Origin of the sequence: Pseudomonas sp. RA_15y_Pfl1_P11 (assembly GCF_963970975.1) — a bacterium.
Classification (GTDB): domain Bacteria; phylum Pseudomonadota; class Gammaproteobacteria; order Pseudomonadales; family Pseudomonadaceae; genus Aquipseudomonas; species Aquipseudomonas tritici.
Window position 1 is genome coordinate 241899 of sequence record NZ_CAXAOY010000003.1, and the last position, 21641, is coordinate 263539.

Below are 21641 nucleotides of genomic sequence, written 5' to 3' on the forward strand. Positions count from 1 at the left end.
TTAAATGCAGGGTTAAACCGAAAGTTGGAGATTTATTACCTATTGTTGCAAAAAGACTATCGCGGTATTTTGCCGGTCTCAAATTGCCATCATGGAGCAGTCGATGATCCGCATTATTATTGCTGACGATCACCCTATAGTTCGTGTTGGACAACGCGTCGTGATCGAGGCGAGTGGTAAGTGCAAAGTTGTGGGTGAGGCCGAGGGTCCGGATCAACTGTTGGAGTTGGTGAGTCGTGTGCCGTGTGATCTGATCGTCACCGATTTCGCGATGCCCGGAAACCAGCAGGCTGACGGGTATGGGCTGTTGGGATTATTGAATCGCACCTATCCGGATCTGCCGGTGATCGTGGTGACGATGTTTGCCAATGTCGCAACGCTGCGGGCGGCCTTCGGCCATGGCGCGCGCGGTGTGGTTGCCAAGAGCGCGTCTGCCAGGGAATTGCCCCAGGCCCTTAACACCGTGGCTCAGGGGCGCACCTTTGTCAGTGAGTGTTTGCGCGTTCAGTTGGACCAGGCATGTTTGGCCCAGCCAACCGCAGCGCCTACGCTTTCCGGCAAGGAGCAGGAGGTGGTGCGCATGCTGGCCAGCGGCATGACCGTCAGCCAGATTGCTGCGCGGGTTAATCGGAGTATCTCGACAATCAGTAAACAGAAGAGTACGGCGATGCAGCGGTTGTGTATTTCGACTGATGTTGATTTGTTTGCGTATGCACGAGATACCGGCATGGTGCCTTAGTTTGGAAGACCTTGAAGGGTCGTAATTATTGTATTGGGTGCGCAATAGCGGCGTTGTAAAGTATTGCAGGCTCTCGCGCGAAGAGTGTAGGCGCCTCAGTCACTAGTTTGATTGCAAAGGCGTACTGTTTAGACGTCTGGCGAACAAGTATGCCTTATGTTTGTCGATAAAGATGCACGCTGGTGATCAGGGTGTTAATGAATAAATTACCGATCTCAGTGGCGGTTGTTGTTGCATGGGTCGCGATAAAAATCGCGATAAGCGGCGAGTAGTTCATCCACTACGACCCTGTTACGGACGCCGCTGCCCAAGGATCAAGAAATACCCATCGACGGCAGCGCGACCCTGGACATCGTCTACCTCTAACCGCACCGCCCTCATCTATGTGGCAAATGGGCATAGCCTTCCTCTCACGTGCAGACTATCGTGCAGCCCTGATAACAACGAACTGCGGAGCCTGCCCATGAGTGATGCCCACGACGCCTTGATCACCCGATTCTACCAGGCGTTTCAACGCCTCGACGCGCAAGCCATGGCGGCCTGCTACACCGACGATGTGGTGTTCAGCGACCCGGCCTTCGGCGAGTTGCACGGCCGTGATGCCGGCGACATGTGGCGCATGCTCACCACCCGCGCCAAGGATTTCTCCCTGACCTTCGACAATGTGCGCAGCGATGAAACCACCGGCAGTGCTCACTGGGTCGCAACGTATCTGTTCAGCGCTACCGGCAATACGGTGGTCAACGATATCGGCGCGCGATTTGTATTTCGTGATGGCAAGATCTGTGCGCACCACGACCACTTCGACTTGTGGCGCTGGTCGCGTCAGGCCCTGGGCGTCAAGGGGCTGTTGCTGGGCTGGTCGCCGGCGCTGAAAAACGCCGTGCGCGCCCAGGCGCTCAAAGGCTTGAAGGCATTCCAGGCCAGTCGTTGATAAGCTTGGCATCCCTTGGTCTTACCGAATGCACCCGTGACCACGCCTGAACCCAAACCCTGGTTTGTCTACCTGGTGCGCGCCGCCAATGGCGCGCTGTACTGCGGCATCAGCAATGACCCGGTGCGTCGCTTTGCCGCTCACCAGAGCGGCAGGGGCGCGCGGTTTTTCCTGTCCAGCCCGGCGGTGGCGCTGGTGTACACCGAGCAGTGCGCGAGCAAGGGCGAAGCGTTGCGTCAGGAGCGGCTGATCAAAAGGTTGAAGAAGAGCGCCAAGGAATGCCTAGCGGCGAGTGGCTCATTGATTTGACTGATGGATTGCCATCACGCCACCCAATGGTTTTGCACGCTAAGCTGCGGGTTCCTTTGTTAAGTGGACCCAAGCATGTCTGAGCTGATCCTGCACCATTACCCCACCTCTCCGTTTGCGGAAAAAGCTCGGCTGCTGCTGGGCTTCAAAGGCTTGTCCTGGCACTCGGTGCACATCTCTCCAGTGATGCCCAAGCCGGGCCTGACAGCCCTTACCGGCGGCTATCGCAAGACCCCAGTGTTGCAGGTCGGCGCCGATATTTACTGCGACACTGCCTTGATCGCGCGCCGGTTGGAGCAGGAGAAGGCCGTGCCGGCGCTGTTCCCGCTGGGCCAGGAAATGATCACTCAAACCTTCGCCACCTGGGCTGACAGCGTGGTGTTCGCGCATGCCGTGAGCCTGGTGTTTGAGCCTGAATCGGTGGCGGTACGCTTTGGCAAACTGCCGCCAGAGGCAATCAAGGCGTTTCTCGCCGACCGCGCCGCGCTGTTCAGCGGTGGCACCGCGAGCAAGCTCCCGGCCGAACTGGCCAAGCATCAATGGCCGGCGATAATGGCGCGCCTGGAGCAACAGCTACAGCGCGAGGTAGGGGATTTTCTGTTTGGCGAACCGTCGATTGCCGACTTTGCCTTGGCGCATTCGTTGTGGTTCCTCAAAGCCACCCCAGTGACTGCGCCGTTGGTGGATGCTTATCCGGGCGTGTTGGCCTGGTTGGGCCGCGTACTCGGTTTTGGCCACGGCACGGCCAGCCAGATGAGTGCCGAGCAGGCGTTGGACATCGCGCGTGATTCCACGCCCGCTGCTTTGCCGGACGAGGTGTTCGAGGATCTGAATGGTTTCAAGGCAGGCCAGCACGTCACCGTTTCGGCGATCGATTACGGCGTCGACCCGGTCGCAGGCGAACTGCTATTTGCTGGCCGCGAAGAGCTGATCCTGAGGCGTACCGATGAACGCGCGGGCACCGTGCATGTGCATTTCCCACGCTTCGGTTTCCACATTCAGGCGCAATAAGTAAAAATATTTGCAAATAAGAGTGAGGTAAATTGCCGTCCCATCCGTGTAGTGCATGAAACTGCGATCTATTCGCATTAACAGCGTTTTCTACACGGGTTCTCACAGCATGAAGTCGACGGCGGGCGGTTTGGTTAAACAGTGGTTGGGCGCCTCGGTATTGGCAGCGTCGGGGCTGGCGTTGCTACCCCTCTGCGTGGCGCAGGCGCAGGCGCAGCAAAGTGTGCAGTTCAACTTTGCCCTGGCGGCCAAACCGCTGCCCCAGGCCCTGAGCGATTTCAGCCGGGTCACCGGGATCAGCGTGATCTACACCGATGAAGCGCCCTACGGCCTCAAGGCCCCGGCGGTCAGCGGGCAGATGAGCGCGACCCAGGCCCTGCAACGCCTGCTCGGTAACAGCGGCTTTACCTTCCGCCAGATCGATGCCCGCACCCTGGCCCTGGAACCGGTGCCCACCGAGGGGGCGGTCAACCTCGGTGCCACCACCATCAGTGGCGTCGGCCAGCAGACCCAGGACAGCACCAGCTACCAGCCACCGCCTACCAGTTCGGTGATGCGCTCCCACGGCCTGCTGCTCGAAACCCCGCAAACCGTCAACGTCGTCCCCGCCCAGGTACTGCGTGACCAGACCCCGCGCAACCTGGATGACGCCCTCGCCAACATCAGCGGCATCACCCAGGCCAACACCTTGGCCAGCACCCAGGACGCGGTGATGCTGCGCGGCTTTGGCGACAACCGTAACGGCTCGATCATGCGCGACGGCATGCCTATCGTGCAGGGGCGTGCGCTGAATGCCACGGCGGAGCGCGTGGAAGTGCTCAAGGGCCCATCCTCGCTGCTGTACGGCATCCAGGACCCGGGCGGCGTGGTGAACATCGTCAGCAAAAAGCCTGACCTGGTGCAGTCCACGGCTCTGACCGTGCGCGGTTCAACCTTCGGTGACGGCAAGAACGGCAGCGGCGGCAGCCTCGACACGACCGGCCCGATTGGCGACAGCGGCCTGGCGTATCGGTTGATCGTTGACCATGAAGACGAGGATTACTGGCGTAACTTCGGCACTCGCCGTGAGAGTCTGGTCGCGCCGTCGCTGGCCTGGTATGGCGACACCACCAAGTTGCTGTTGGCCTACGAACATCGCGAGTTTCTCTCGCCGTTCGACCGTGGCACCGCCATCGACAAGTCCAACCACCCGCTGGACATCCCGTCTACCTGGCGTCTGGACGAGCCGTTCAACAACATGGAAGGCCGCTCCGACCTGTACCGCTTCGAAGCCGACCATGATTTGAACGACGACTGGAAAGCTCATTTCGGCTACAGCTGGAACCGTGAAACCTACGACGCCAGCCAGGTCCGTGTCAGCGCCGTGGCCACCAACGGCAACCTGACTCGCAGGATGGACGGCACCCAAGGCGCGATCACCACTGACCGCTTCACCACCGCGAGCCTTGAAGGCAAGGTCAATGTGTTCGGCCTGCAGAACGATCTTGTGTTTGGCATGGATGATGAGTACCGCAAGGTCTACCGCGCCGACCTGATCCGCCAGAATTCACGCAGCCCGTTCAATTACAACAACCCGGTGTACGGCAACGAAGTGGCGGGCACCACCGTCAGCGCCGCCGACAGCGCCCAGACCGACCTGCTGCGCAGCGACTCGCTGTTCTTCCAGGACGCGATCCACCTGACCGATCAGTGGATTTTCGTCGCCGGCGCGCGCTACCAGATGTACGACCAATACGCCGGCAAAGGCGTGCCGTTCAAGGCCAACACCAACGGCAATGGCCAGGCCTGGGTGCCGCGTGCCGGCCTGGTGTATCGCTACACCGATGAGCTGTCGTTCTATGGCAGCTACACCGAATCGTTCAAACCCAACTCCACCATTGCTGCCTTGGCGGATGGCAGCACCTTGACCGGCGACCTCACGCCCGAAGCATCCAAGTCCTGGGAACTGGGGGTCAAACTCGACATTCCGGGGCGTATCACCGCCAGCGCGGCGTTGTTCAATATCGACAAGCGCAACGTACTGGTGTCGGTCGGTTCCGGCGCGAATACGGTCTACAGCATTGCCGGCCAGGTGCGTTCGCGTGGCCTGGAACTGGACGCCACCGGCCAGTTGACCGACCGCTGGAGCCTGATCGGCAGCTACGCCTACACCGACGCCGAAGACATCAAGGACAACGACCCGACGCTGGAAGGCAACCGCCTGCAAAATGTGGCCAAGCACACTGGCTCGCTGTCGGTGGCCTATGACTTTGGCAACATTTTTGGCGGCGATCAGCTGCGTGTGGGCACCGGTGCGCGCTATGTCGGTGAACGCGCAGGTGATGCGGCCAACGATTTCACCCTGCCGGGTTACACCGTGGCGGATGCATTTGCCACCTACGACACCAAAATCGATGGGCAAAAGGTCAAGTTCCAGCTCAACGTGAAGAACATGTTCGACCGCGTCTACTACACCTCGGCCGCGAGCCGGTTGTTCGTGTCCATGGGCGATGCGCGACAAGTGTCGGTCTCCAGCACCCTGGAGTTCTAATGTGGGCTTGTCGTGAACGGGCTTGTCGAATCATCGCACCGCCCCGCAGCGCGGGACGAGCCCGCTGACTACACCAGCGCGCTCGCCACGCAGGGAGCGAGCTGGTAGCGTGGCCGCACAGTTTTTTGCGGAAATAAAGCACCGATGTTTTTTGGAAAATGGATATACGCCAGCGTCATACTGTTTCTGCTGGGTGGTTGCGCGAGTGTTTCGCCAACCTCCACCCAGGCCTCCCTGGACCATCTCCTGGCTGATCCAGCGCTGCATGGTGCCACCGTCTCCCTGATGGTGCGCGACGCCCGCAGCGGCAGCACCCTCTACCAGCACAACCCACGTACGCGATTGGTGCCGGCTTCCAATCTCAAGTTGTTCACCACTGCTGCGGCGATGGACGTGCTGGGGCCGCAGTACCGGTTCTCCACTCAACTGCTCAGTAATGGCGCGCAGCAAGGTGAGCGCCTCAGCGGCAACCTGTACCTCAAAGGCCTGGGCGACCCGACCACGCAATTCGCCGACTACCAAGCGCTGGCCGCGCAGCTGGCGGCGCAAGGCGTGCGCCAGATCCAGGGCGACCTGGTGTTCGACGACACCTGGTTCGACGCTGAGCGCCTGGGTGTTGATTGGGCCCAGGACGACGAAAGCACTTACTACGGCGCGCAGATTTCGGCGCTGACCGTATCGCCCAATACGGACTTCGATGCGGGCACCTTGCTCGTCACGGCGAAGGCGCCGGTCGCGGTCGGCCAGCCGGTAAGCGTGGTGATAAGCCCAGCCACCGACTATGTGCAACTGAGCAACCGTGCCGTCAGCGGCCCAGGCAACAGCTACGGCATCACGCGCCAGCACGGCACTAACCTGTTGCAACTCACGGGCGCTTTGGCACCGGGCAAGCAAAGACGGCAGTGGGTGAGCGTGTGGGAGCCGACACAACTGGTGGCCAATCTGTTTGAACAGGCATTGGCGCAGCAGGGCATTCAGGTGATGGGACGGCGTGTGATCGGCGGTGCAAGCCCTGTGACGGCCAGGGTCCTGGCGGAGCATCAATCGGCGCCTTTGCGGGAATTGATCACGCCGCTGCTCAAGCTGTCGAACAACAACATGTCCGAAGCCTTGCTCAAGGCCATGGGGCGCAAAGCATCCAATGCAGGTACGGCGCAGGCCGGTGTCGCGGCAGTGGCGGACTTCATGCGCCGCCAGGGTTTGGACCCGATGACGCTGAGCCAGGTCGATGGTTCGGGCTTGTCGCGGCGCAATCTGGTGTCGTCGCAGAACCTCACCGATCTGTTACTGGCCACGGCCAAACAGCCCTGGTTCGAGGCTTGGTACAACGCCTTGCCGATCGCCGGCAACCCGGACCGCATGACCGGCGGCAGCTTGCGCTACCGCTTGCGTGGGACGGCTGCAGAAAACAATCTGCACGCCAAGACCGGTTCCATGGCCGGGGTTTCCTCGTTGAGCGGCTACATCACCGACGCCGAGGGCCGACGCCTGGTTTTTTCAATAATCAGCAATAACTACCTGAGCAATGCCGCGCCCATCCGTGCGCTGGAGAATCGCGTGGCACTTGCACTGACCCAATGGCACGACTAGCTCACGGCTGATAGCCCATGCGCCAACTCACGGCCCGGGTCGCCGCCAGCAAGCGCTGCGCCGCCGGGCCATCTTCATCGGCGTGGAACAATGAGGTGGGACCGACCACGGTCATCACCGCCGCCACTTGGCCGATGGCGTTGAACACAGGCGCCGACAAGGCATCCACCCCCGGCATCAGCAGACCATGCACAAAATGCAGGCCACGGCTGCGGATCTGCTGGCAGACGGTGGCGTAAGCCTGGTCATCGGCCAGGGCATGGGCGATGCCAGCCTGGATCTCGCGTTCACGCAATTCCACGGTTTCCCGCGACGGCAGAAAGGCGCTGAACACCAGCCCGGTGGACGAGCTGAGCAGCGGCAACACGGAACCCAATTGCGTCACCACCGTGACGGCGCGCACGGCGGGTTCGATCTGCACCACGGTCGCCCCCTGGTTGCCCCACACCGCCAGAAAGCAGGTCTCATTCAACGCGTCGCGCAACTCCGCCAGCGGCATTGCGCCGACTTTCAGCACGTCCATGCTGCCCAGCGCCGCCAGGCCCACGCGCAAGGCTTCGCGGCCCAGCCCATAGTGGTTGGTGGCGGTGTTTTGTTCGGCAAATCCCGAGGCGATCAACGCCTGCAAATAACGATGCACCTTGCTCGCCGGCATCTGCACGTGCTCGGCCAGGCGCGACAGCGAGGTGGCCGGCGACAGTTCGGCCAGGGCCTTGAGGATGTCGGTGCCCACTTCGGCCGAGCGGACTTTCTGTTTACCGGTGTCGCGGGGCTTTTCCATGGAAGGGCGAGAATCCGAGAGATGAATGGGCGTCTTTATAGCTTGACGGTCGACAGTGATCAAATTACGTTATGCGTAACTGGATTACGATAAAAACAACTTCCGTGTAGAGGACGATCCATGAACCTCGAATACCTGTCGGGCTTCGGCAATGAATTCGCCAGCGAAGCCCTGCCCGGCGCATTGCCGGTCGGCCAGAACTCCCCGCAAAAAGCGCCTTATGGGCTGTACACCGAGTTGTTCTCCGGCACAGCGTTCACCATGGTGCGCAGCGAAGCCCGGCGTACCTGGCTTTACCGCATTCAGCCGTCGGCTAATCACCCTGCGTTCGTCAGGCTTGAGCGGCAATTGGTCGGTGGGCCGTTGGGCGCGGTGACGCCCAATCGCTTGCGTTGGAACCCGTTGGATGTTCCAAGTGAACCGACGGACTTCGTTGATGGGCTTGTAGGAATGGTCGCCAATTCGGCGCTGGAAAAACCCTCTGGCATCAGCATCTATCACTACTGTGCCAACCGTTCCATGGAGCGCGTGTTCTTCAACGCCGATGGCGAATTGTTGATCGTCCCCGAGCAAGGTCGGCTGCGTATCGCCACGGAATTGGGCGTGCTGGAGGTGGAACCGCTGGAGATCGTCGTGCTGCCGCGAGGCCTCAAGTTCCGCGTCGAACTGCTGGATGCCCAGGCGCGTGGCTACGTCGCCGAGAACCACGGCGCGCCGTTGCGCCTGCCGGACCTGGGCCCCATCGGCAGCAATGGCCTGGCCAATCCGCGCGATTTCCTCACGCCGGTTGCTCACTACGAAGACCTGAAAAAGCCTACGACGTTGGTACAAAAATTCCTCGGTGAACGCTGGGCCTGTGAACTGGACCATTCCCCGCTCAACGTCGTCGCCTGGCACGGCAATAACGTGCCGTACAAATACGATCTGCGCCGTTTCAACACCCTCGGCACCGTGAGTTTCGATCACCCGGACCCGTCGATTTTTACTGTCTTGACCTCGCCGACGAGCACCCACGGCTTGGCTAACCTCGACTTCGTGATTTTCCCGCCGCGCTGGATGGTGGCCGAAAACACCTTCCGCCCGCCGTGGTTCCACCGCAACCTGATGAATGAATACATGGGCCTGATCCAGGGCGCCTACGATGCCAAGGCCGAAGGCTTCCTGCCCGGCGGCGCGTCGCTGCACAGTTGCATGAGCGCCCACGGCCCGGACGGCGAGACCTGCACCAAGGCGATCAACGTCGATCTGGCGCCGCACAAGATCGATAACACCATGGCTTTCATGTTCGAGACCAGCCAAGTGCTACGTCCCACGCGGTTCGCCCTGGAATGCCCGCAACTGCAAAACACTTACGACGCGTGCTGGGCCTCGCTGCCCGCCACCTTCAACCCGAATCGGAGATAACCCATGACTCAGCCAACACTAACGCGCAGCTGGGTGGCCTCGGCCAATGGGCACGCGGATTTCCCCCTGCAAAACCTGCCGCTGGGGGTGTTCAGCCTCAACGGTTCGGCGCCGCGCAGTGGCGTGGCGATTGGTGATTCCATCCTTGATCTGCACGCAGCCTTGGATGAGTTCGAGGGTGAAGCGCGTCGCGCCGTTGAAGCGACCGCCGGCGGCCAACTGAACGCGTTTTTTGAACTCGGCCGTGGCCCGCGCGTGGCCTTGCGCGAGCGTCTGCTGGAACTGCTGGCTGAAGGCAGCACACTGCAAACCCGCGAGGCACAGGTGCTGCACCGCGCCGCTGATTGCCAGATGCACCTGCCGGCGAAAATCAATGACTACACCGACTTCTACGTCGGTATCGAACACGCGCAAAACGTCGGCAAACTGTTTCGCCCCGACAACCCGCTGCTGCCCAACTACAAGTACGTGCCGATTGGTTACCACGGCCGCGCATCGACCATCCGCGCCTCGGGCACCGAGGTGCGTCGTCCCAAAGGCCAAACCTTGCCAGCCGGCCAGACCGAGCCGACCTTCGGCCCGTGCGCGCGCCTGGACTACGAACTGGAGCTGGGCATCTGGATCGGCCAGGGCAATGCGATGGGCGATTCGATCGCCATTGGTGACGCGGCCGAGCACATTGCCGGTTTCTGCCTGCTCAATGATTGGTCGGCGAGGGATATCCAGGCCTGGGAATACCAGCCGCTGGGGCCGTTCCTGTCGAAAAGCTTCATCACCACCCTTTCACCGTGGGTGGTGACCGCCGAGGCCTTGGAGCCGTTCCGCAAGGCACAACCGGCGCGGCCTGAAGGCGACCCGCAACCGCTGCCGTACTTGCTGGATAAGCGTGACCAAGCTGCGGGTGCGCTGGATATCGAATTGGAAGTACTGCTCACCACCGCCGCCATGCGCGAGCAGAACCTGCCGGCTCATCGCCTGGCTCTGAGCAACAGCCTGCACATGTACTGGACCGTCGCGCAGTTGGTTGCGCACCACAGCGTCAACGGCTGCCAGTTGCAAGCGGGTGATCTGTTTGGGTCGGGCACCTTGTCGGGGCCGCAAGAAGGCCAGTTTGGCAGCCTGTTGGAAATGACCGAAGGCGGCAAAAAGGCTATCGAGTTGCCGTCCGGCGAAGTGCGCAAGTTCCTTGAAGACGGCGACGAAATCATCCTGCGCGCCCGTTGCAGCCGCGAAGGGTTTGCTTCGATCGGCTTCGGCGAGTGCCGCGGCACTGTGATCGCGGCGCGCTAGGAGGGCAGGGTGATGGAACTCTACACGTACTACCGTTCGACCGCGTCGTACCGGGTGCGTATTGCCCTGGCGCTCAAGGGCCTGGATTTCAGCGCCGTGCCGGTCAACCTGCTGGTGCCGTCGGGTGGTGCCAATCGCCAGCCGGAGTACCTGGCGATCAACCCACAAGGTCGCGTGCCGGCGCTGCGTACTGATGAGGGCGAGTTGCTGATTCAGTCACCGGCGATCATCGAATACCTGGAGGAACGTTATCCACAGGCGCCGTTGCTTTCCAAAGACTTGACGACCCGCGCGCATGAGCGTGCGGTGGCGTCGATTATCGGCTGTGATATCCACCCGCTGCACAATTCGAGCACCCAGAACCTGCTGCGGCAATGGGGGCATGACGAGGCGAAGGTGTTGGCGTGGATCGGTCATTGGATCAGCCTGGGGCTTGGCGCGGTGGAGCAATTGATTGGTGATCAAGGTTATTGCTTTGGCGAGCAGCCGGGGTTGGCGGATGCGTTTCTGATCCCTCAGCTGTATGCGGCAGAACGCTTCAAAGTGCCATTGGCGGCGTACCCGCGCATTGGCCGTGTGGCGGGGCTGGCGGCGCAGCATCCGGCATTTATACAGGCTCACCCTGCCAATCAACCTGACACACCCCAACCCTGAATGTGGGAGCGGGCTTGTTCGGCGTCATCTCTATAAAAATAATAGGTACCTTGCGATGCACAACCAAATTGCCAGCTTTCGCGCGGCACTCGACGCCCGTCCGGTGTCGCGCTATCAGTGGTTGATTCTCCTGTTGCTCGCGCTGCTGCTGGTCACCGATGGCTACGACGCCCAAGTGCTGGGTTATGTCGTGCCGGCGCTGGCCAAGGATTGGGGGCTGGAGAAAGCCGCATTTGGTCCGGTGTTCAGCGCCAACCTGCTGGGGCTGACGCTCGGGTCATTGCTGGTCACACCCTTGGCCGATCGCTTTGGCGTGCGCCCCATCCTGCTCGGCTGTGTGCTGATCTACGCCAGCCTCACCGTGCTGATGGTGTTTGCCAACTCGCTGAACACGCTGATGGCCGCGCGGTTTATCTGCGGTATCGGCATGGGGGGCGCGATGCCGAGCGCGATGGCGTTGATGTCGGACTACTCCCCACCGCGCTTGCGCACGTTGATGGTGACCTTGGCAGCCTGTGGCTTCTCGTTTGGCGGGGCCGCGGGTGGTTTTGTGGCGGCGGGGTTTATTGAAGGCTTCGGGTGGCAGGCTGTGTTTCTTGCAGGAGGCGTGACACCGTTGTTGCTGTTCCCGTTTCTGGTGTGGCTGCTGCCGGAATCTCTGCCGCGTTTGCTGCGTGATGCCCCGTCCTACGCAAGGTTGCGGAAGGTGACGGTGCGTATGCTTCCCGACTGGCAACCGCCGTTGGCGACCGAGGCTGAAAACCAACAGGCGCAAAGCAGCAAGCTGACGGTCGTGGAGTTGTTCCGTAACGGCTACGCGCGCCCGACCGTGCTGATCTGGGCGACCTTTTTTGTCAGCCTGATCCTGCTGTATTTCATGATCAGCTGGTTGCCGTCGCTGCTTCTGGAAAGTGGTTTGACGCTGAAAGACGCCAATCTGGTGACGTCGATGTTCCTGTTCGCCGGCACCTTGGGCGCCATCGGCATGGCTTGGTTCGCCGACCGCTTGAAAAGCAAAGTACGACTACTGTCAGGCGTGCTGGCGGCGGCTGCTGTGTGCACCGTTTTACTCGGCCTGAACCATGACAACCCTCGCTACTTGGTGGCCTGCGTATTTGCGGCCGGGTTTTGCATCATCGGTGGCCAGTTGACCCTCAATGCCTTTGCCAGCAACTTCTACCCGGCGCATGTGCGCGCTACCGGTACGGGCTGGGCGTTGGGGGTAGGGCGATTTGGCTCAATCCTGGGGCCGCTCTTTGGCAGCATGCTGCTCGCGATGCATATCCCGGTGGAGCAGATTTTCTTCTTCTGCGCGATACCGGCGGTGATTGCGGCATTGTTGATTATTCAGGTGCGTTCGCCCGGGGTTGATGTGCCGAAGAGCCGGATGACAGGGGATATTCTCAAGACGCCACAGGCTTAGTGCACCACTGAATTGGGTGGCAGGTGCCCCAGCCGCTCGGTCAGGCGCAGGCGTTGGATGGGATCTTCGCTGAGCATCAGTGCGTGCTCCAGGTCGAAGCGTTCGGCGTTAGGGCAATCCAGGCGCTGATACAGGCTGGCCCTCGCCAGGTAATCGGCGGCGCTGGCGTTGCCCAGCTCCAGCACGCGTTCGGCATCGACCAGCGCTTCAAGCGGGGCGTCATTGGAAAGGTGCAGTTGCCGCAAGTTGCGCGACAGCCGTTGCAGGATCGAACGCGGATCGGCGGTGTACAGGTGGTCGGCCTGCAACTTGAGGTTGGGGCCGTACTGGCGTTGCAGTAGGTCCCGACAATCATTGGGGTACAAACGCCGCCCGCCGCAGGGGTCCAGCAGGTGATCGGCACCGGGTACCCGCAGCAGGAAGTGGCCGGGGAAATTCACGCCGACCATGGGGATGTCCAGGCGCCGCGCCAGTTCCATAGCGATCAGCCCCATGGCCAAGGGTTGTCCACGTTTGCGTCGCAAGACCTTGTCCAGCAGGGCAGCGGCGGGGCGCAAGGGGGTGAATTCATCCTGGGCAAACCCCAGGTCATTCATGCGCCGCAGCAGCGGCTGGGCCTGCTCATCCGCTGGCAGCATGGGCATGCCCAGGCTCACCTGCTGTTGCAACAGGGTCAATTCCTGCAGGATCAGCAAAGGCTGCACCGCCGGGTCGTGCTCGGCGGCAATCCACAGCGCCGCTTCAAACAGCGCAGGTGGTGAGCGTTCCAGGCAGGCGAAAAAGGCTTTGCGGGGATTCATTGCATTCTCCGACATAGGCCCCCGTTTTAGCCTTGCTGGGGTTTTTCGTCCAGTGGCTTAGCAAATATCCAGCGCGCTTATGTCCCAAATCCTGCAAAAACGGGCGTCTTATTCCAGCGTGGTCCGGCATTTTTCTGCCGCAAGCCTATACTTGGCCCACTACCAGAAGTGATTCGGGAGCTTGACGATGTTTGCTCTCATGCATAGCACCCGCCTTGAATCGCTGCACTTGAGCGTCGACCCGGTCACCGGGCTGAAGGCGGTCATCGCCATCCATAACAGTCGCCTTGGGCCCGCCCTCGGTGGTTGCCGTTACCTCTCCTACCCCGACGACGAAAGTGCCGTGGCCGATGCCGCGCGCCTGGCCCAGGGCATGAGCTACAAGGCCGTACTGGCGGGGTTGCCGGTGGGCGGCGGCACCGCAGTGATACTGCGCCCAGGCCACGTGGAAAACCGCGCGGCACTGTTTGAAGCGTTTGGCCGTTGTATCGAACAACTCGACGGCCGCTACATCACCGCCACCGACAGCGGCACCTCGGTGGCGGACATGGATTGCATCGCCCAGTACACCCGTTACGTCACCAGCACCACCGCCGCGGGCGACCCTTCACCCCATGCCGCCATGGGCGTGTTTGCCGGCATCCGCACCACCGCCATGGCCCGCCTGGGCAGCGACAACCTCGAAGGGTTGCGCGTGGCCATCCAGGGCCTGGGCAATGTTGGCTACGCCCTGGCCGAACAGCTGCACGCCGCCGGTGCCGAGTTGCTGGTCAGCGACATCGACCATGGCAAGGTGCAACTGGCCATGGAGCAACTGGGCGCGCACCCAATCGCCAACGAGGCGCTGTTAAGCACGCCGTGCGACATCCTCGCGCCCTGCGGCCTCGGCGCCGTGCTCAATCGCCAGAGCGTCGGCCAGCTGCGCTGCGCCGCCGTGGCCGGTTCCGCGAGTGCGCAACTGACCAACCTGCAAGTGGCCGACCAACTGGAAGGGCGCGGCATCCTTTACGCCCCCGACTACGTGATCAACTCCGGTGGCCTGATCTACGTGGCTCTTAGGCACAGCGGCGCAGAGTTGCCGATCATTACCGCGCACCTGTCTAACATCGGCACGCGCCTTACCGAAATCTTCGCCCACGCCCAGGCCGAAAAGCGCTCCCCCGCACGGGTGGCGGATGAGCTGGCCGAACGGTTGCTGTACCAATAGCCAGCTATTAAAAAGGCCCTGAATCCATGATTCAGGGCCTGTTCAATTCTGGCTTTACTCCGCTGCAGCGTTGAGCAACTCGGACAACGCGTCCGGTTGGCTCTTGAACGCCTTGGCAAATACATCGCGGTTCTTCGCCATGTAGATACCGGCTTCTTCCACCTGCTGCTCACTCAGGGACGGCACTGCTTTTTGCAACACTTCTGCCAGCAACTCAGCGAGTTCAAGCATCTTGTCATGACGGTCAGCTTCGGCTTTATCCATGAACAAACGCTCCAGATCTCGGCTGCTGCGGTATACCACTTCGACGGCCATTCACCACCTCACATGCCTTCACGATAGTTGTCTTTTGCGACTACTGTATTTATATACAGCAAAAAGAGTAAGCCAAACCGTGGGGTTTGGATAGCAGTTTTTAATGTAGCCGGTAAATACAGGTTAAGCGTGCCTCATGTCACCCGGCCACCATCTCATACCTGCCCTGGCCTTTTTTCTGCATGCAACAGCAGAACAACCGTCACGTCCAACCCGCATTATCCGGTCGAGTCGACCTAAGGAAGCATCATCGTGAAAATCAACTGGGCCGAAAGGCTGCGCCAGCAAGTACATGGTCTGGCCGAGTCCCTGGGCAATCTGTTTGTCGAGTCGTTCCACTTCCTGGCGTTGTTCGCCATTGGTGCGGTGACCGCTTGGGCAGCGGTGATGGAATTTCTGGGGATGCTGGAGAACGGGCACATCAAGATTGATGACATCTTGCTGCTGTTCATTTACTTGGAATTGGGCGCCATGGTCGGGATTTATTTCAAGACCAACCACATGCCGGTGCGCTTCCTGATCTACGTGGCGATCACCGCCCTGACGCGGCTGCTGATTTCCAACGTGTCGCACCACAACCCACCAGACGTAGGAATCATCTACCTGTGCGGCGGGATTCTGCTGTTGGCGTTCGCCATCCTAGTGGTGCGCTACGCGTCGTCGGCCTTCCCGTCGGTGAAGGTCGAAGGCCCGCGTCGCAAGGGTGGTGCGAGCCTGGAAACCGAGAAGGGCGAGCTTTAAAGCCCGGCGCTGAAGGGCAGGGGACGGGGGGGCAGTCGCTGTAGCACTGTGTGATCGCCATCTGTCATCACGGCGAGGATTTCCATGGCGCTGTGGCCTTGTTCGATGGCAATACCGAATTGGATGCTCTGCACCAGACGCTTCAGCCGCTTTGGATCGTTGCGCTGTTCGGCGCTGATCATGCGTTTGGCCACCACCCCGTCGTCATTGGAGAGGGTGAGCATAATGCTGCCGTCCAACCGTTGGATGCTCAGGTTGACCCGATAGTCCGGGGTGAAGGTGTCGGTGATGATCTGAAAAGGATTGTCCATGGTGCGTACCGCCTGATAAGAACATGCAGTCATTGACGACCGGTGTTGGGATTAGTTCGTGTCTCCTGACCACCGGCCACTTCGTCGCTGAAGCGTCACAAGATCCGTTTGCTTCGTAAGCTGTACAGCAAGGGGCGTGCCGTGTGGCGGTCTATCAGCCAGTGAGGTGTCAATGTGGGCGCGGGCTTGCTCGCCCGCGCCCATATTGAATGGGCGTTGTGGGCTATTTCAGGGCAGTACTGAAAAAACGATCGCAGACAGCGCAATCAGCCCGATCCTCCCAAAAATACATTCGAGACTTGGCCCGAATACTGGCGCAGGGAAGGCACGCGGCGGATTGCGTACATTGGCATCAGGAGCAGCAGGCACGCGATGATCGGCCCGCCCATGGTCTCGATCATGCCCAGAATGCTCGGGTTGAAAGTGTCCACGGCCCAGCAGGTCAGCACGATGGCCATGAGGCCGAGGATCAGTACCAGCGACAGGATCGCCCGCGGCAGCGGGTCATGTGCTGTGGGTGCTCCATGAAACTGCCCAGGGTGTTGGTGAGCGCCACGCTGTACACAAGCAGGATCGGAAGACCGCAAAGAAATAGAGCAGGGTGCGGATCACCCGGTCGAGGGAAATAAAGTGTTTGCCGTCATCGCGCAGGGCCATTTGCACGAATTATCCTAAGACAACCTTTAGCAGCACTAAACGCTATGACCCGACCCCTCCATGGTCAGACTTACGTCTGGCTGCACGTTTTTTCCAGTGCGGCGCGGCATTTGTCGTTCACCCGCTGCGCTGAAGAACTACACATCACGCCAGGTGCGCTGAACCATCCGGGCGTGCGGGCAGTCCATGATTGGCTGGTGGAAGAAGCGATGATTTTTCGCGGATTGCACCCCTTGGGAGAAGGGCAATTGTAGGGAATTGGGAGCGTAGGAAGATGTACCCAACTCCCGAAGATAACAGCGTGTTTGATCCTTGTCAGACTTAATTTGTAATGTGTGATTTATCTTTGCAAAGGGCTTGAATTGTTTCGCGGACTGCCCAATTGTGTAATCAAGAGGTCATGGTTTTACCTGCCTGGTAAAGCAGTCGTGACCTCTCGCGAGCTAGCTGAAATAAGGGAAAAACTATGCAAATCCAAGTCAATAGCGATAACCATATTGAAAGCAGCATCCGACTGGAGGAGTGGGTACGTACTACCATTGAAAGCACGCTCGAACGTTATGAAGAAGACCTGACCCGCGTTGAGGTCTACCTTAAAGATGAGAACGGGGATAAGCCCGGTCCCCACGATTTAAGTTGCCGCCTGGAAGCACGGCCAAAAGGCCACCAGCCGGTTTCGGTACTGCACAAGGCCGATACCCTGGAACAGGCGATCGACGGTGCAGCCACCAAGCTGGACCATGCGTTGGAACATTTGTTTGGCAAACTGCAAGGCAAGCCGCGCGCTGCCGGTAAAAACCTGTCGGTCAATAAAGTGAACGATGACGCGCTTGAAGAGGAATTCCTGGAAAACGAAAATGCTGCACTTAACAGCTGACAGTTTTTTCACACCCCACTAAAAACGGGCCTGCATTTGCAGGCCCGTTTTCGTTTCAGTCTTAAAACGCGATGGAGGTTTGCACGTAGACCGTACGCGGCTCTCCCACGTATTTGCCCTTGTTGTTATCGTCGAACGAGCGGGTGAAGTACTGCGTGTTGAAGATGTTTTTCACGCCGACTGCCACGTTCAAGTCCGACAACTGCGGGCCGAAGTCATATGCCGCGCGGCTGCTGAATAACAGGTAGCCCGGGATGCGTCCGTTTGCGCCGTCAGCACTTTCCTTTTGGGTATTGGCGTTGTCGGCGAACTGGCTGCTCTGGTAGCTGCTGTCCAGGTTGAGCTTCCAGCGGCCTTCGGTGTAACCCACGCCCAGGGTGCCCTTGTGCTTGGACGAGAACGGCACGCGGTTGCCTTTGTTCGGGCCGTCTTCGCGGATGGTGGCGTCGACGTAGGCATAGGTGGCATACACATCAAAGCCGGCCAGCGCCGGGCTCAAACCGTCGAGCGCATAGTTGACGCTGGTCTCGATGCCTTGATGGCGCGTTTCGCCACGGGCAATCACCGAGTCGTTGGTCTGGTTGCTTTCGTACTGGTTGTCGAAGTTGATCAGGAACGCACCGATTTCTGCACGCAACGTGCCGTCGTCGTAGCGGGTGCCCAGTTCCCAGGTGCGGGCTTTTTCCGGTTTCACTTCGCCGCTGGTCACGCGGTTGGGCATCTGGCTGTATTGGACGCTGCCCAACGAGCCTTCGGTGTTGGCGTAGAGGTTCCAGCTGTCAGTGAGGTGGTAGAGCACGTTCAGCGCCGGCAGCGCGGTGTTGTAGTCGCCCTTGTATTTGACGTTGGTGAGGTTGTTGGTCTGCTGGGACTCGATCATCTCGTAGCGAATGCCCGGGGTGAGGGTCCACTTGCCGATATCAATCCGGTCATCGACGAAGAAAGCGTTGGCTTCGGTGCCGCCACGGGTGTCGCGGTCGTTGCGGCTGTCGGTGCTGGGGATTTGCTGGTTGGCGGCGATCGGCGTGCGGTAACGCAGTTCGTGGCCAGCCTCGTTGATGTAGCGGTAACCGACGCCGACTTCATGGCTGGTCGGGCCCAGGTCGAAGCCTTGGGCGAAGCGGGTCTCGATGCCACGTACCCAATATTCACGTGGGGACAACGAGAGGAACGTGCCCTGGTCCAGGTAGCCGCTGCGCAGGGTCTTGGTGAAGAAACTGTTTACGGTGAATTCGCGACGGTCCTGCTCATAGCGATAGCCGATGTTGAACATCGTACGGCGGCCCCAGAATTTGTCGTAGGGGCGGGTGGACTGGTACGGGTCGGCCTTGTAGTTAGCGACATTCAGGCCTCCAGGCATATCGGCCTGGCCTTCGTAGTACTGCGCCATGGCGTTGAAGCTGTTGGCGTCGTCGAGTTGGTATTTACCCTTGAGGATCAGGTCGTCGATTTGCGTGTCGCTGTGTTCGCGCCAGTCGCCGCCACGGGTACCGGAGTACAAAATCGCCCCGCCCAGGCCGTTGTCGGCAGTGCCGCCCGCCAGCAGGTTGCCGGTGGTCTTGAAGCCGTCGTGGCTGGAAGAGGGGCTGGTTTCGGTCTGCAAACCGCCTTTGACGGTGGGCGCATCCGGAATTGCGCGGGTCACGAAGTTGACCACACCGCCGACGTTTTGCGGGCCGTAGCGCACAGCGCCGCCGCCGCGCACCACGTCTACTGCATCCATATTGCCCATGCTGATCGGTGCAAACGAAAGCTGTGGCTGGCCGTAAGGCGCGAAAGGCACCGGGATGCCGTCCATCAGCACTGTGGAGCGTGATGCCAGGCGCGGGTTGAGGCCGCGAATACCGAAGTTCAGCGCCATGTCATGGCTGCCGGTGCCGTTATTGTCCGGGGCGTTGACGCCGGGAATGCGGTTGAGCACGTCTTTGGCCTGGGTCGCGCCCTGGCGTTCGAATTCTTCACGGCGGATCACATCACGGGCGCCGGGGTGTTCGAAGACGTTGGTTTGCGCGGCGTCGCCGAGCCAGTCGCCGACCACGCTGGAGGTGCCCAGCTCAATGCTGGCTGGGGCAGTGGCCGGTCGCAGGCTGTAGGCATTGTCGCCTTCGGCGCGGGCTTGCAGGCCGGTGCCTTCCAGCAGTTTTTGCAGGCCTTCAGCCGCGCTGTAGTTGCCCGTCAAGCCACGGCTCTGCATGCCCGCCGTCACTTCGGAACCAAAGGAGATCAACACGCCGGCTTCGCGGCCAAATTGATTCAGTGCGGCTTCCAACGAAGTCGGCGCGATGTGAAAAGGCTTGGCGTCGGCGGCCATGACCTGAGGCAGTACGGTAAGACTCAGGCTGGCGCCGAGTAGGAGTTGGCGCAGTGAGCGGGCGAGAAGCGTCGGTTGCTGGGGCATGACGGGCGGTCCTGAGAAGGAAGGATCTAGGTGGCTTTCCTTCTCTGTCACGCGAGGTGTGGAAAACGGCTCATCGTTTTTAAGAAAAAGTTCAGGCGCGGGCCTGGACGGTCACCCAGTAGCGGGTAAACCGCCGAACGTTGACCGGCAGGCTCACTTCCAGCAGGTCGAGAATGCGTTCGCTGTTGTCCAGTGGATAGCTGCCGGAGATCAGCAGATTGGCCACCTGTGGGTCGCAATTAACCTGGCCACGGCGATAACGGCCGAGTTCGGCGAGGAAATCTTCCAGGCGCATGTGAGACGCGACCAGCATGCCGTCGGCCCAGGCGCCGCTGTTGGCGTCGGTAGGGCGCGGGGTGTCCCAGCCTTTGCGCGTGAAATTGACCTGATGCGAAGCCTGGACTGTCAGCGGCAGGCCGCTATAGGTATTGGGCATGACGTCGACGCGCCCCTCGAACACCGACAGTTGAGTGTGATCGCTGAACTGACGCACGTTCAAACGCGCCGCCTGGCTGCTGAGCAGGCCCTGGCCGGTCAGCACCTGCAGCGGCGTATTGCCTGCGGCGCCGGTCAGCAGGATCTCGCCTTCGAGCAAGCGGATCAGGCGTTGCTGGCCGTCGAAATGCACATCCACCGCACTGGCGGTATTGAGCTGCAATTGGCTGCCATCCGCCAGTTGTACCTTACGGCGCTGGCCGACGGGGCTGCGGTAGTCGGCGCTCAGCGGCGGCAATATAGGTTGCTGGCACAGGCTCCAGGCGGCGGCCGAGCCTGCGCCGAGTATCAGCAGCAGCTTCAGGGCCTGGCGTCGGCTGGTGGAGGTGGGTGCGTTCAGTGCCGCGTGGGCCAGGGGCAGCGGCATGCCGCGCAGGCGCTGGTTGACACGCTGCATGTGGTCCCACGCGCGCTGGTGTTCGCTGTGGGCGTTCAACCATTGCTGCCAGGCGGCTTGCTGGCGTGGATTGAGGGCGCCTTGCTGCATTTCCATCAGCCAATGCACGGCTTGTTCGGCGACGTGCGTGGAAAAATTCATAGGGCGAAGTAGCAGCGCATCGCCGCTTTGCTCAAGTGGCGTTTAACAGTGGCGATGGAAATGCCCAACTCAGCGCCGATTTGCGCGTAGGTCAGGCCATCCAGTTGGGCCAGCAGGAAGGCACGCTTGACCTGCGTGGGCAGGCCGTCGAGCAGTTGGTCCAGTTCAACCAGGGTTTGCAGAATGATCGCGCGTTCTTCTTCCGACGGTGCAACGTGTTCGGGCATTTGCGCCAAGGCATCGAGATAGGCGCGTTCCAGGTCTTGGCGACGGTAGAAGTTGAACAGCACGCGCTTGGCGACAGTGGTGAGGAACGCGCGGGGTTCGATCAGCGTTGGCGTTTCCCGCGCGGTGAGCACGCGGATGAACGTGTCCTGAGCCAGGTCGGCGGCACTTTCCGGGCAGCCGAGTTTGCGTCGCAACCAGCCGGTGAGCCAGTGGTGATGGTCGTTGTACAAAACTTCGACGGTAGTGGACGGGCTCAACGGGAACGCTCCGCAAGCATCGGCATGCTTTAGAGAACAAGAATTGTTCGCATTGTAGAGCGCATGGCGGGCTTCGGCAATCCATCTGCACAGGTGTTTCATCCGTTCTCTTTTGCTTATGAGAATATTTATCATTAATATCGCGTGCTGAT

At 60.5% G+C, this 21641-nt stretch carries 20 protein-coding genes and 2 pseudogenes; 14 read left to right on the plus strand and 8 right to left on the minus strand.

The window, feature by feature from the left end:
* The first annotated feature begins 103 nt into the window (after nt 1-103).
* The 6 genes from AACY44_RS05210 (at nt 104) to dacB (ending at nt 7113) form a co-directional block, all read left to right on the plus strand.
* On the plus strand, nt 104-739 hold the full coding sequence (locus AACY44_RS05210) for a response regulator transcription factor (RefSeq protein ID WP_339417702.1): 636 nt from the start codon (nt 104-106) through the stop codon (nt 737-739).
* A 463-nt stretch (nt 740-1202) separates the two neighbouring features.
* The gene (locus tag AACY44_RS05215) at nt 1203-1673 is read left to right on the plus strand and encodes a nuclear transport factor 2 family protein (protein ID WP_339417703.1); all 471 of its coding nucleotides are present in this window, start codon (nt 1203-1205) and stop codon (nt 1671-1673) included.
* Nucleotides 1674-1709: 36 nt separating this feature from the next.
* Nucleotides 1710-1982 carry a GIY-YIG nuclease family protein gene (locus AACY44_RS05220; protein WP_339417704.1) on the plus strand — a complete coding sequence of 91 codons (273 nt, stop codon included), beginning with the start codon at nt 1710-1712 and terminating at the stop codon, nt 1980-1982.
* A 75-nt stretch (nt 1983-2057) separates the two neighbouring features.
* Nucleotides 2058-2993, plus strand: a complete 936-nt coding sequence (locus tag AACY44_RS05225; RefSeq protein WP_339417706.1) for a glutathione S-transferase family protein — start codon at nt 2058-2060, stop codon at nt 2991-2993.
* A gap of 109 nt (nt 2994-3102) precedes the next feature.
* The gene (locus AACY44_RS05230; protein WP_339529886.1) at nt 3103-5523 is read left to right on the plus strand and encodes a TonB-dependent siderophore receptor; all 2421 of its coding nucleotides are present in this window, start codon (nt 3103-3105) and stop codon (nt 5521-5523) included.
* Nucleotides 5524-5667: 144 nt separating this feature from the next.
* On the plus strand, nt 5668-7113 hold the full coding sequence (gene dacB, locus AACY44_RS05235) for a D-alanyl-D-alanine carboxypeptidase/D-alanyl-D-alanine endopeptidase (RefSeq protein WP_339417708.1): 1446 nt from the start codon (nt 5668-5670) through the stop codon (nt 7111-7113).
* 1 nt (nt 7114) lies between these two features.
* On the opposite strand, the gene AACY44_RS05240 is transcribed toward dacB, so the two are convergent.
* The gene (locus AACY44_RS05240; RefSeq protein ID WP_339417709.1) at nt 7115-7894 is read right to left on the minus strand and encodes an IclR family transcriptional regulator; all 780 of its coding nucleotides are present in this window, start codon (nt 7892-7894) and stop codon (nt 7115-7117) included.
* 120 nt (nt 7895-8014) lie between these two features.
* Between AACY44_RS05240 and hmgA the strand changes: the two genes are divergently transcribed.
* From hmgA to AACY44_RS05260, 4 genes are read left to right on the plus strand one after another with little or no spacing between them, the layout of a single operon-like run.
* Nucleotides 8015-9298: a homogentisate 1,2-dioxygenase gene (hmgA, locus tag AACY44_RS05245; protein ID WP_339417711.1), complete on the plus strand. Its 1284-nt coding sequence runs from the start codon at nt 8015-8017 to the stop codon at nt 9296-9298.
* A gap of 3 nt (nt 9299-9301) precedes the next feature.
* Nucleotides 9302-10588, plus strand: a complete 1287-nt coding sequence (fahA, locus tag AACY44_RS05250) for a fumarylacetoacetase (RefSeq protein ID WP_339417713.1) — start codon at nt 9302-9304, stop codon at nt 10586-10588.
* Between the two features lie 12 nt (nt 10589-10600).
* Nucleotides 10601-11242, plus strand: a complete 642-nt coding sequence (gene maiA / locus AACY44_RS05255; RefSeq protein ID WP_339417715.1) for a maleylacetoacetate isomerase — start codon at nt 10601-10603, stop codon at nt 11240-11242.
* Between the two features lie 55 nt (nt 11243-11297).
* Nucleotides 11298-12665, plus strand: a complete 1368-nt coding sequence (locus AACY44_RS05260) for an MFS transporter (protein WP_339529889.1) — start codon at nt 11298-11300, stop codon at nt 12663-12665.
* Here AACY44_RS05260 and AACY44_RS05265 read toward each other — a convergent pair.
* Entirely contained in the window at nt 12662-13465 is an 804-nt protein-coding gene (locus AACY44_RS05265; protein WP_339417717.1) for a SirB1 family protein, read from the minus strand. The two genes, AACY44_RS05260 and AACY44_RS05265, sit on opposite strands and share 4 nt — an antisense overlap.
* A gap of 187 nt (nt 13466-13652) precedes the next feature.
* Between AACY44_RS05265 and AACY44_RS05270 the strand changes: the two genes are divergently transcribed.
* Nucleotides 13653-14672: a Glu/Leu/Phe/Val dehydrogenase family protein gene (locus AACY44_RS05270; protein WP_339417718.1), complete on the plus strand. Its 1020-nt coding sequence runs from the start codon at nt 13653-13655 to the stop codon at nt 14670-14672.
* Nucleotides 14673-14726: 54 nt separating this feature from the next.
* Here the strand turns inward: AACY44_RS05270 and AACY44_RS05275 are convergent, their stop codons facing one another.
* Nucleotides 14727-14987 carry a YebG family protein gene (locus AACY44_RS05275; RefSeq protein ID WP_003171979.1) on the minus strand — a complete coding sequence of 87 codons (261 nt, stop codon included), beginning with the start codon at nt 14985-14987 and terminating at the stop codon, nt 14727-14729.
* Between the two features lie 252 nt (nt 14988-15239).
* Here AACY44_RS05275 and AACY44_RS05280 point away from each other — a divergent pair, with 252 nt between their 5' ends.
* Complete coding sequence (locus tag AACY44_RS05280) at nt 15240-15728, plus strand: phosphate-starvation-inducible protein PsiE (RefSeq protein WP_339417719.1); 489 nt, start codon at nt 15240-15242, stop codon at nt 15726-15728.
* On the opposite strand, the gene AACY44_RS05285 is transcribed toward AACY44_RS05280, so the two are convergent.
* Nucleotides 15725-16039, minus strand: coding sequence for a DUF3509 domain-containing protein (locus AACY44_RS05285; RefSeq protein WP_339417720.1), 315 nt, complete (start codon nt 16037-16039; stop codon nt 15725-15727). The two genes, AACY44_RS05280 and AACY44_RS05285, sit on opposite strands and share 4 nt — an antisense overlap.
* Before the next feature lie 228 nt (nt 16040-16267).
* Nucleotides 16268-16491: pseudogene (locus tag AACY44_RS05290) on the minus strand (HAAAP family serine/threonine permease); the annotation flags it as partial.
* Nucleotides 16492-16740: 249 nt separating this feature from the next.
* Here AACY44_RS05290 and AACY44_RS27655 point away from each other — a divergent pair.
* Both AACY44_RS27655 and AACY44_RS05300 read left to right on the plus strand, forming a co-directional pair.
* Nucleotides 16741-16941, plus strand: a pseudogene (locus AACY44_RS27655) (LysR family transcriptional regulator); the annotation flags it as partial.
* Nucleotides 16942-17162: 221 nt separating this feature from the next.
* Complete coding sequence (locus AACY44_RS05300; RefSeq protein ID WP_339417721.1) at nt 17163-17573, plus strand: HPF/RaiA family ribosome-associated protein; 411 nt, start codon at nt 17163-17165, stop codon at nt 17571-17573.
* Nucleotides 17574-17634: 61 nt separating this feature from the next.
* Here the strand turns inward: AACY44_RS05300 and fecA are convergent, their stop codons facing one another.
* The 3 genes from fecA to AACY44_RS05315 form a co-directional block, all read right to left on the minus strand.
* Nucleotides 17635-19971, minus strand: a complete 2337-nt coding sequence (gene fecA, locus AACY44_RS05305; RefSeq protein ID WP_339435843.1) for a TonB-dependent Fe(3+) dicitrate receptor FecA — start codon at nt 19969-19971, stop codon at nt 17635-17637.
* Between the two features lie 91 nt (nt 19972-20062).
* Nucleotides 20063-21004 (minus strand): FecR domain-containing protein, encoded by a 942-nt coding sequence (locus AACY44_RS05310; RefSeq protein ID WP_339417723.1) that lies wholly within the window; start codon nt 21002-21004, stop codon nt 20063-20065.
* A complete protein-coding gene (locus AACY44_RS05315) occupies nt 21001-21489 on the minus strand; it encodes a sigma-70 family RNA polymerase sigma factor (RefSeq protein WP_339417724.1) in 489 nt (162 codons plus the stop codon). Before AACY44_RS05315 ends, AACY44_RS05310 begins: the two co-directional genes overlap by 4 nt.
* Nucleotides 21490-21641 lie beyond the last annotated feature (152 nt).

Excerpts from the sequence above, each read along its gene's own strand:
- AACY44_RS05225 (WP_339417706.1), top strand. The coding sequence starts at position 2,058 with ATGTCTGAGCTGATCCTGCACCATTACCCCACCTCTCCGTTTGCGGAA.
- AACY44_RS05310 (WP_339417723.1), bottom strand. The coding sequence starts at position 21,004 with ATGAATTTTTCCACGCACGTCGCCGAACAAGCCGTGCATTGGCTGATG.
- AACY44_RS05270 (WP_339417718.1), top strand. The coding sequence starts at position 13,653 with ATGTTTGCTCTCATGCATAGCACCCGCCTTGAATCGCTGCACTTGAGC.
- hmgA (WP_339417711.1), top strand. The coding sequence starts at position 8,015 with ATGAACCTCGAATACCTGTCGGGCTTCGGCAATGAATTCGCCAGCGAA.
- AACY44_RS05275 (WP_003171979.1), bottom strand. The coding sequence starts at position 14,987 with ATGGCCGTCGAAGTGGTATACCGCAGCAGCCGAGATCTGGAGCGTTTG.
- dacB (WP_339417708.1), top strand. The coding sequence starts at position 5,668 with ATGTTTTTTGGAAAATGGATATACGCCAGCGTCATACTGTTTCTGCTG.
- AACY44_RS05300 (WP_339417721.1), top strand. The coding sequence starts at position 17,163 with ATGCAAATCCAAGTCAATAGCGATAACCATATTGAAAGCAGCATCCGA.
- AACY44_RS05240 (WP_339417709.1), bottom strand. The coding sequence starts at position 7,894 with ATGGAAAAGCCCCGCGACACCGGTAAACAGAAAGTCCGCTCGGCCGAA.
- fecA (WP_339435843.1), bottom strand. The coding sequence starts at position 19,971 with ATGCCCCAGCAACCGACGCTTCTCGCCCGCTCACTGCGCCAACTCCTA.
- fahA (WP_339417713.1), top strand. The coding sequence starts at position 9,302 with ATGACTCAGCCAACACTAACGCGCAGCTGGGTGGCCTCGGCCAATGGG.
- AACY44_RS05265 (WP_339417717.1), bottom strand. The coding sequence starts at position 13,465 with ATGAATCCCCGCAAAGCCTTTTTCGCCTGCCTGGAACGCTCACCACCT.
- AACY44_RS05285 (WP_339417720.1), bottom strand. The coding sequence starts at position 16,039 with ATGGACAATCCTTTTCAGATCATCACCGACACCTTCACCCCGGACTAT.
- AACY44_RS05230 (WP_339529886.1), top strand. The coding sequence starts at position 3,103 with ATGAAGTCGACGGCGGGCGGTTTGGTTAAACAGTGGTTGGGCGCCTCG.
- AACY44_RS05215 (WP_339417703.1), top strand. The coding sequence starts at position 1,203 with ATGAGTGATGCCCACGACGCCTTGATCACCCGATTCTACCAGGCGTTT.
- maiA (WP_339417715.1), top strand. The coding sequence starts at position 10,601 with ATGGAACTCTACACGTACTACCGTTCGACCGCGTCGTACCGGGTGCGT.
- AACY44_RS05260 (WP_339529889.1), top strand. The coding sequence starts at position 11,298 with ATGCACAACCAAATTGCCAGCTTTCGCGCGGCACTCGACGCCCGTCCG.
- AACY44_RS05210 (WP_339417702.1), top strand. The coding sequence starts at position 104 with ATGATCCGCATTATTATTGCTGACGATCACCCTATAGTTCGTGTTGGA.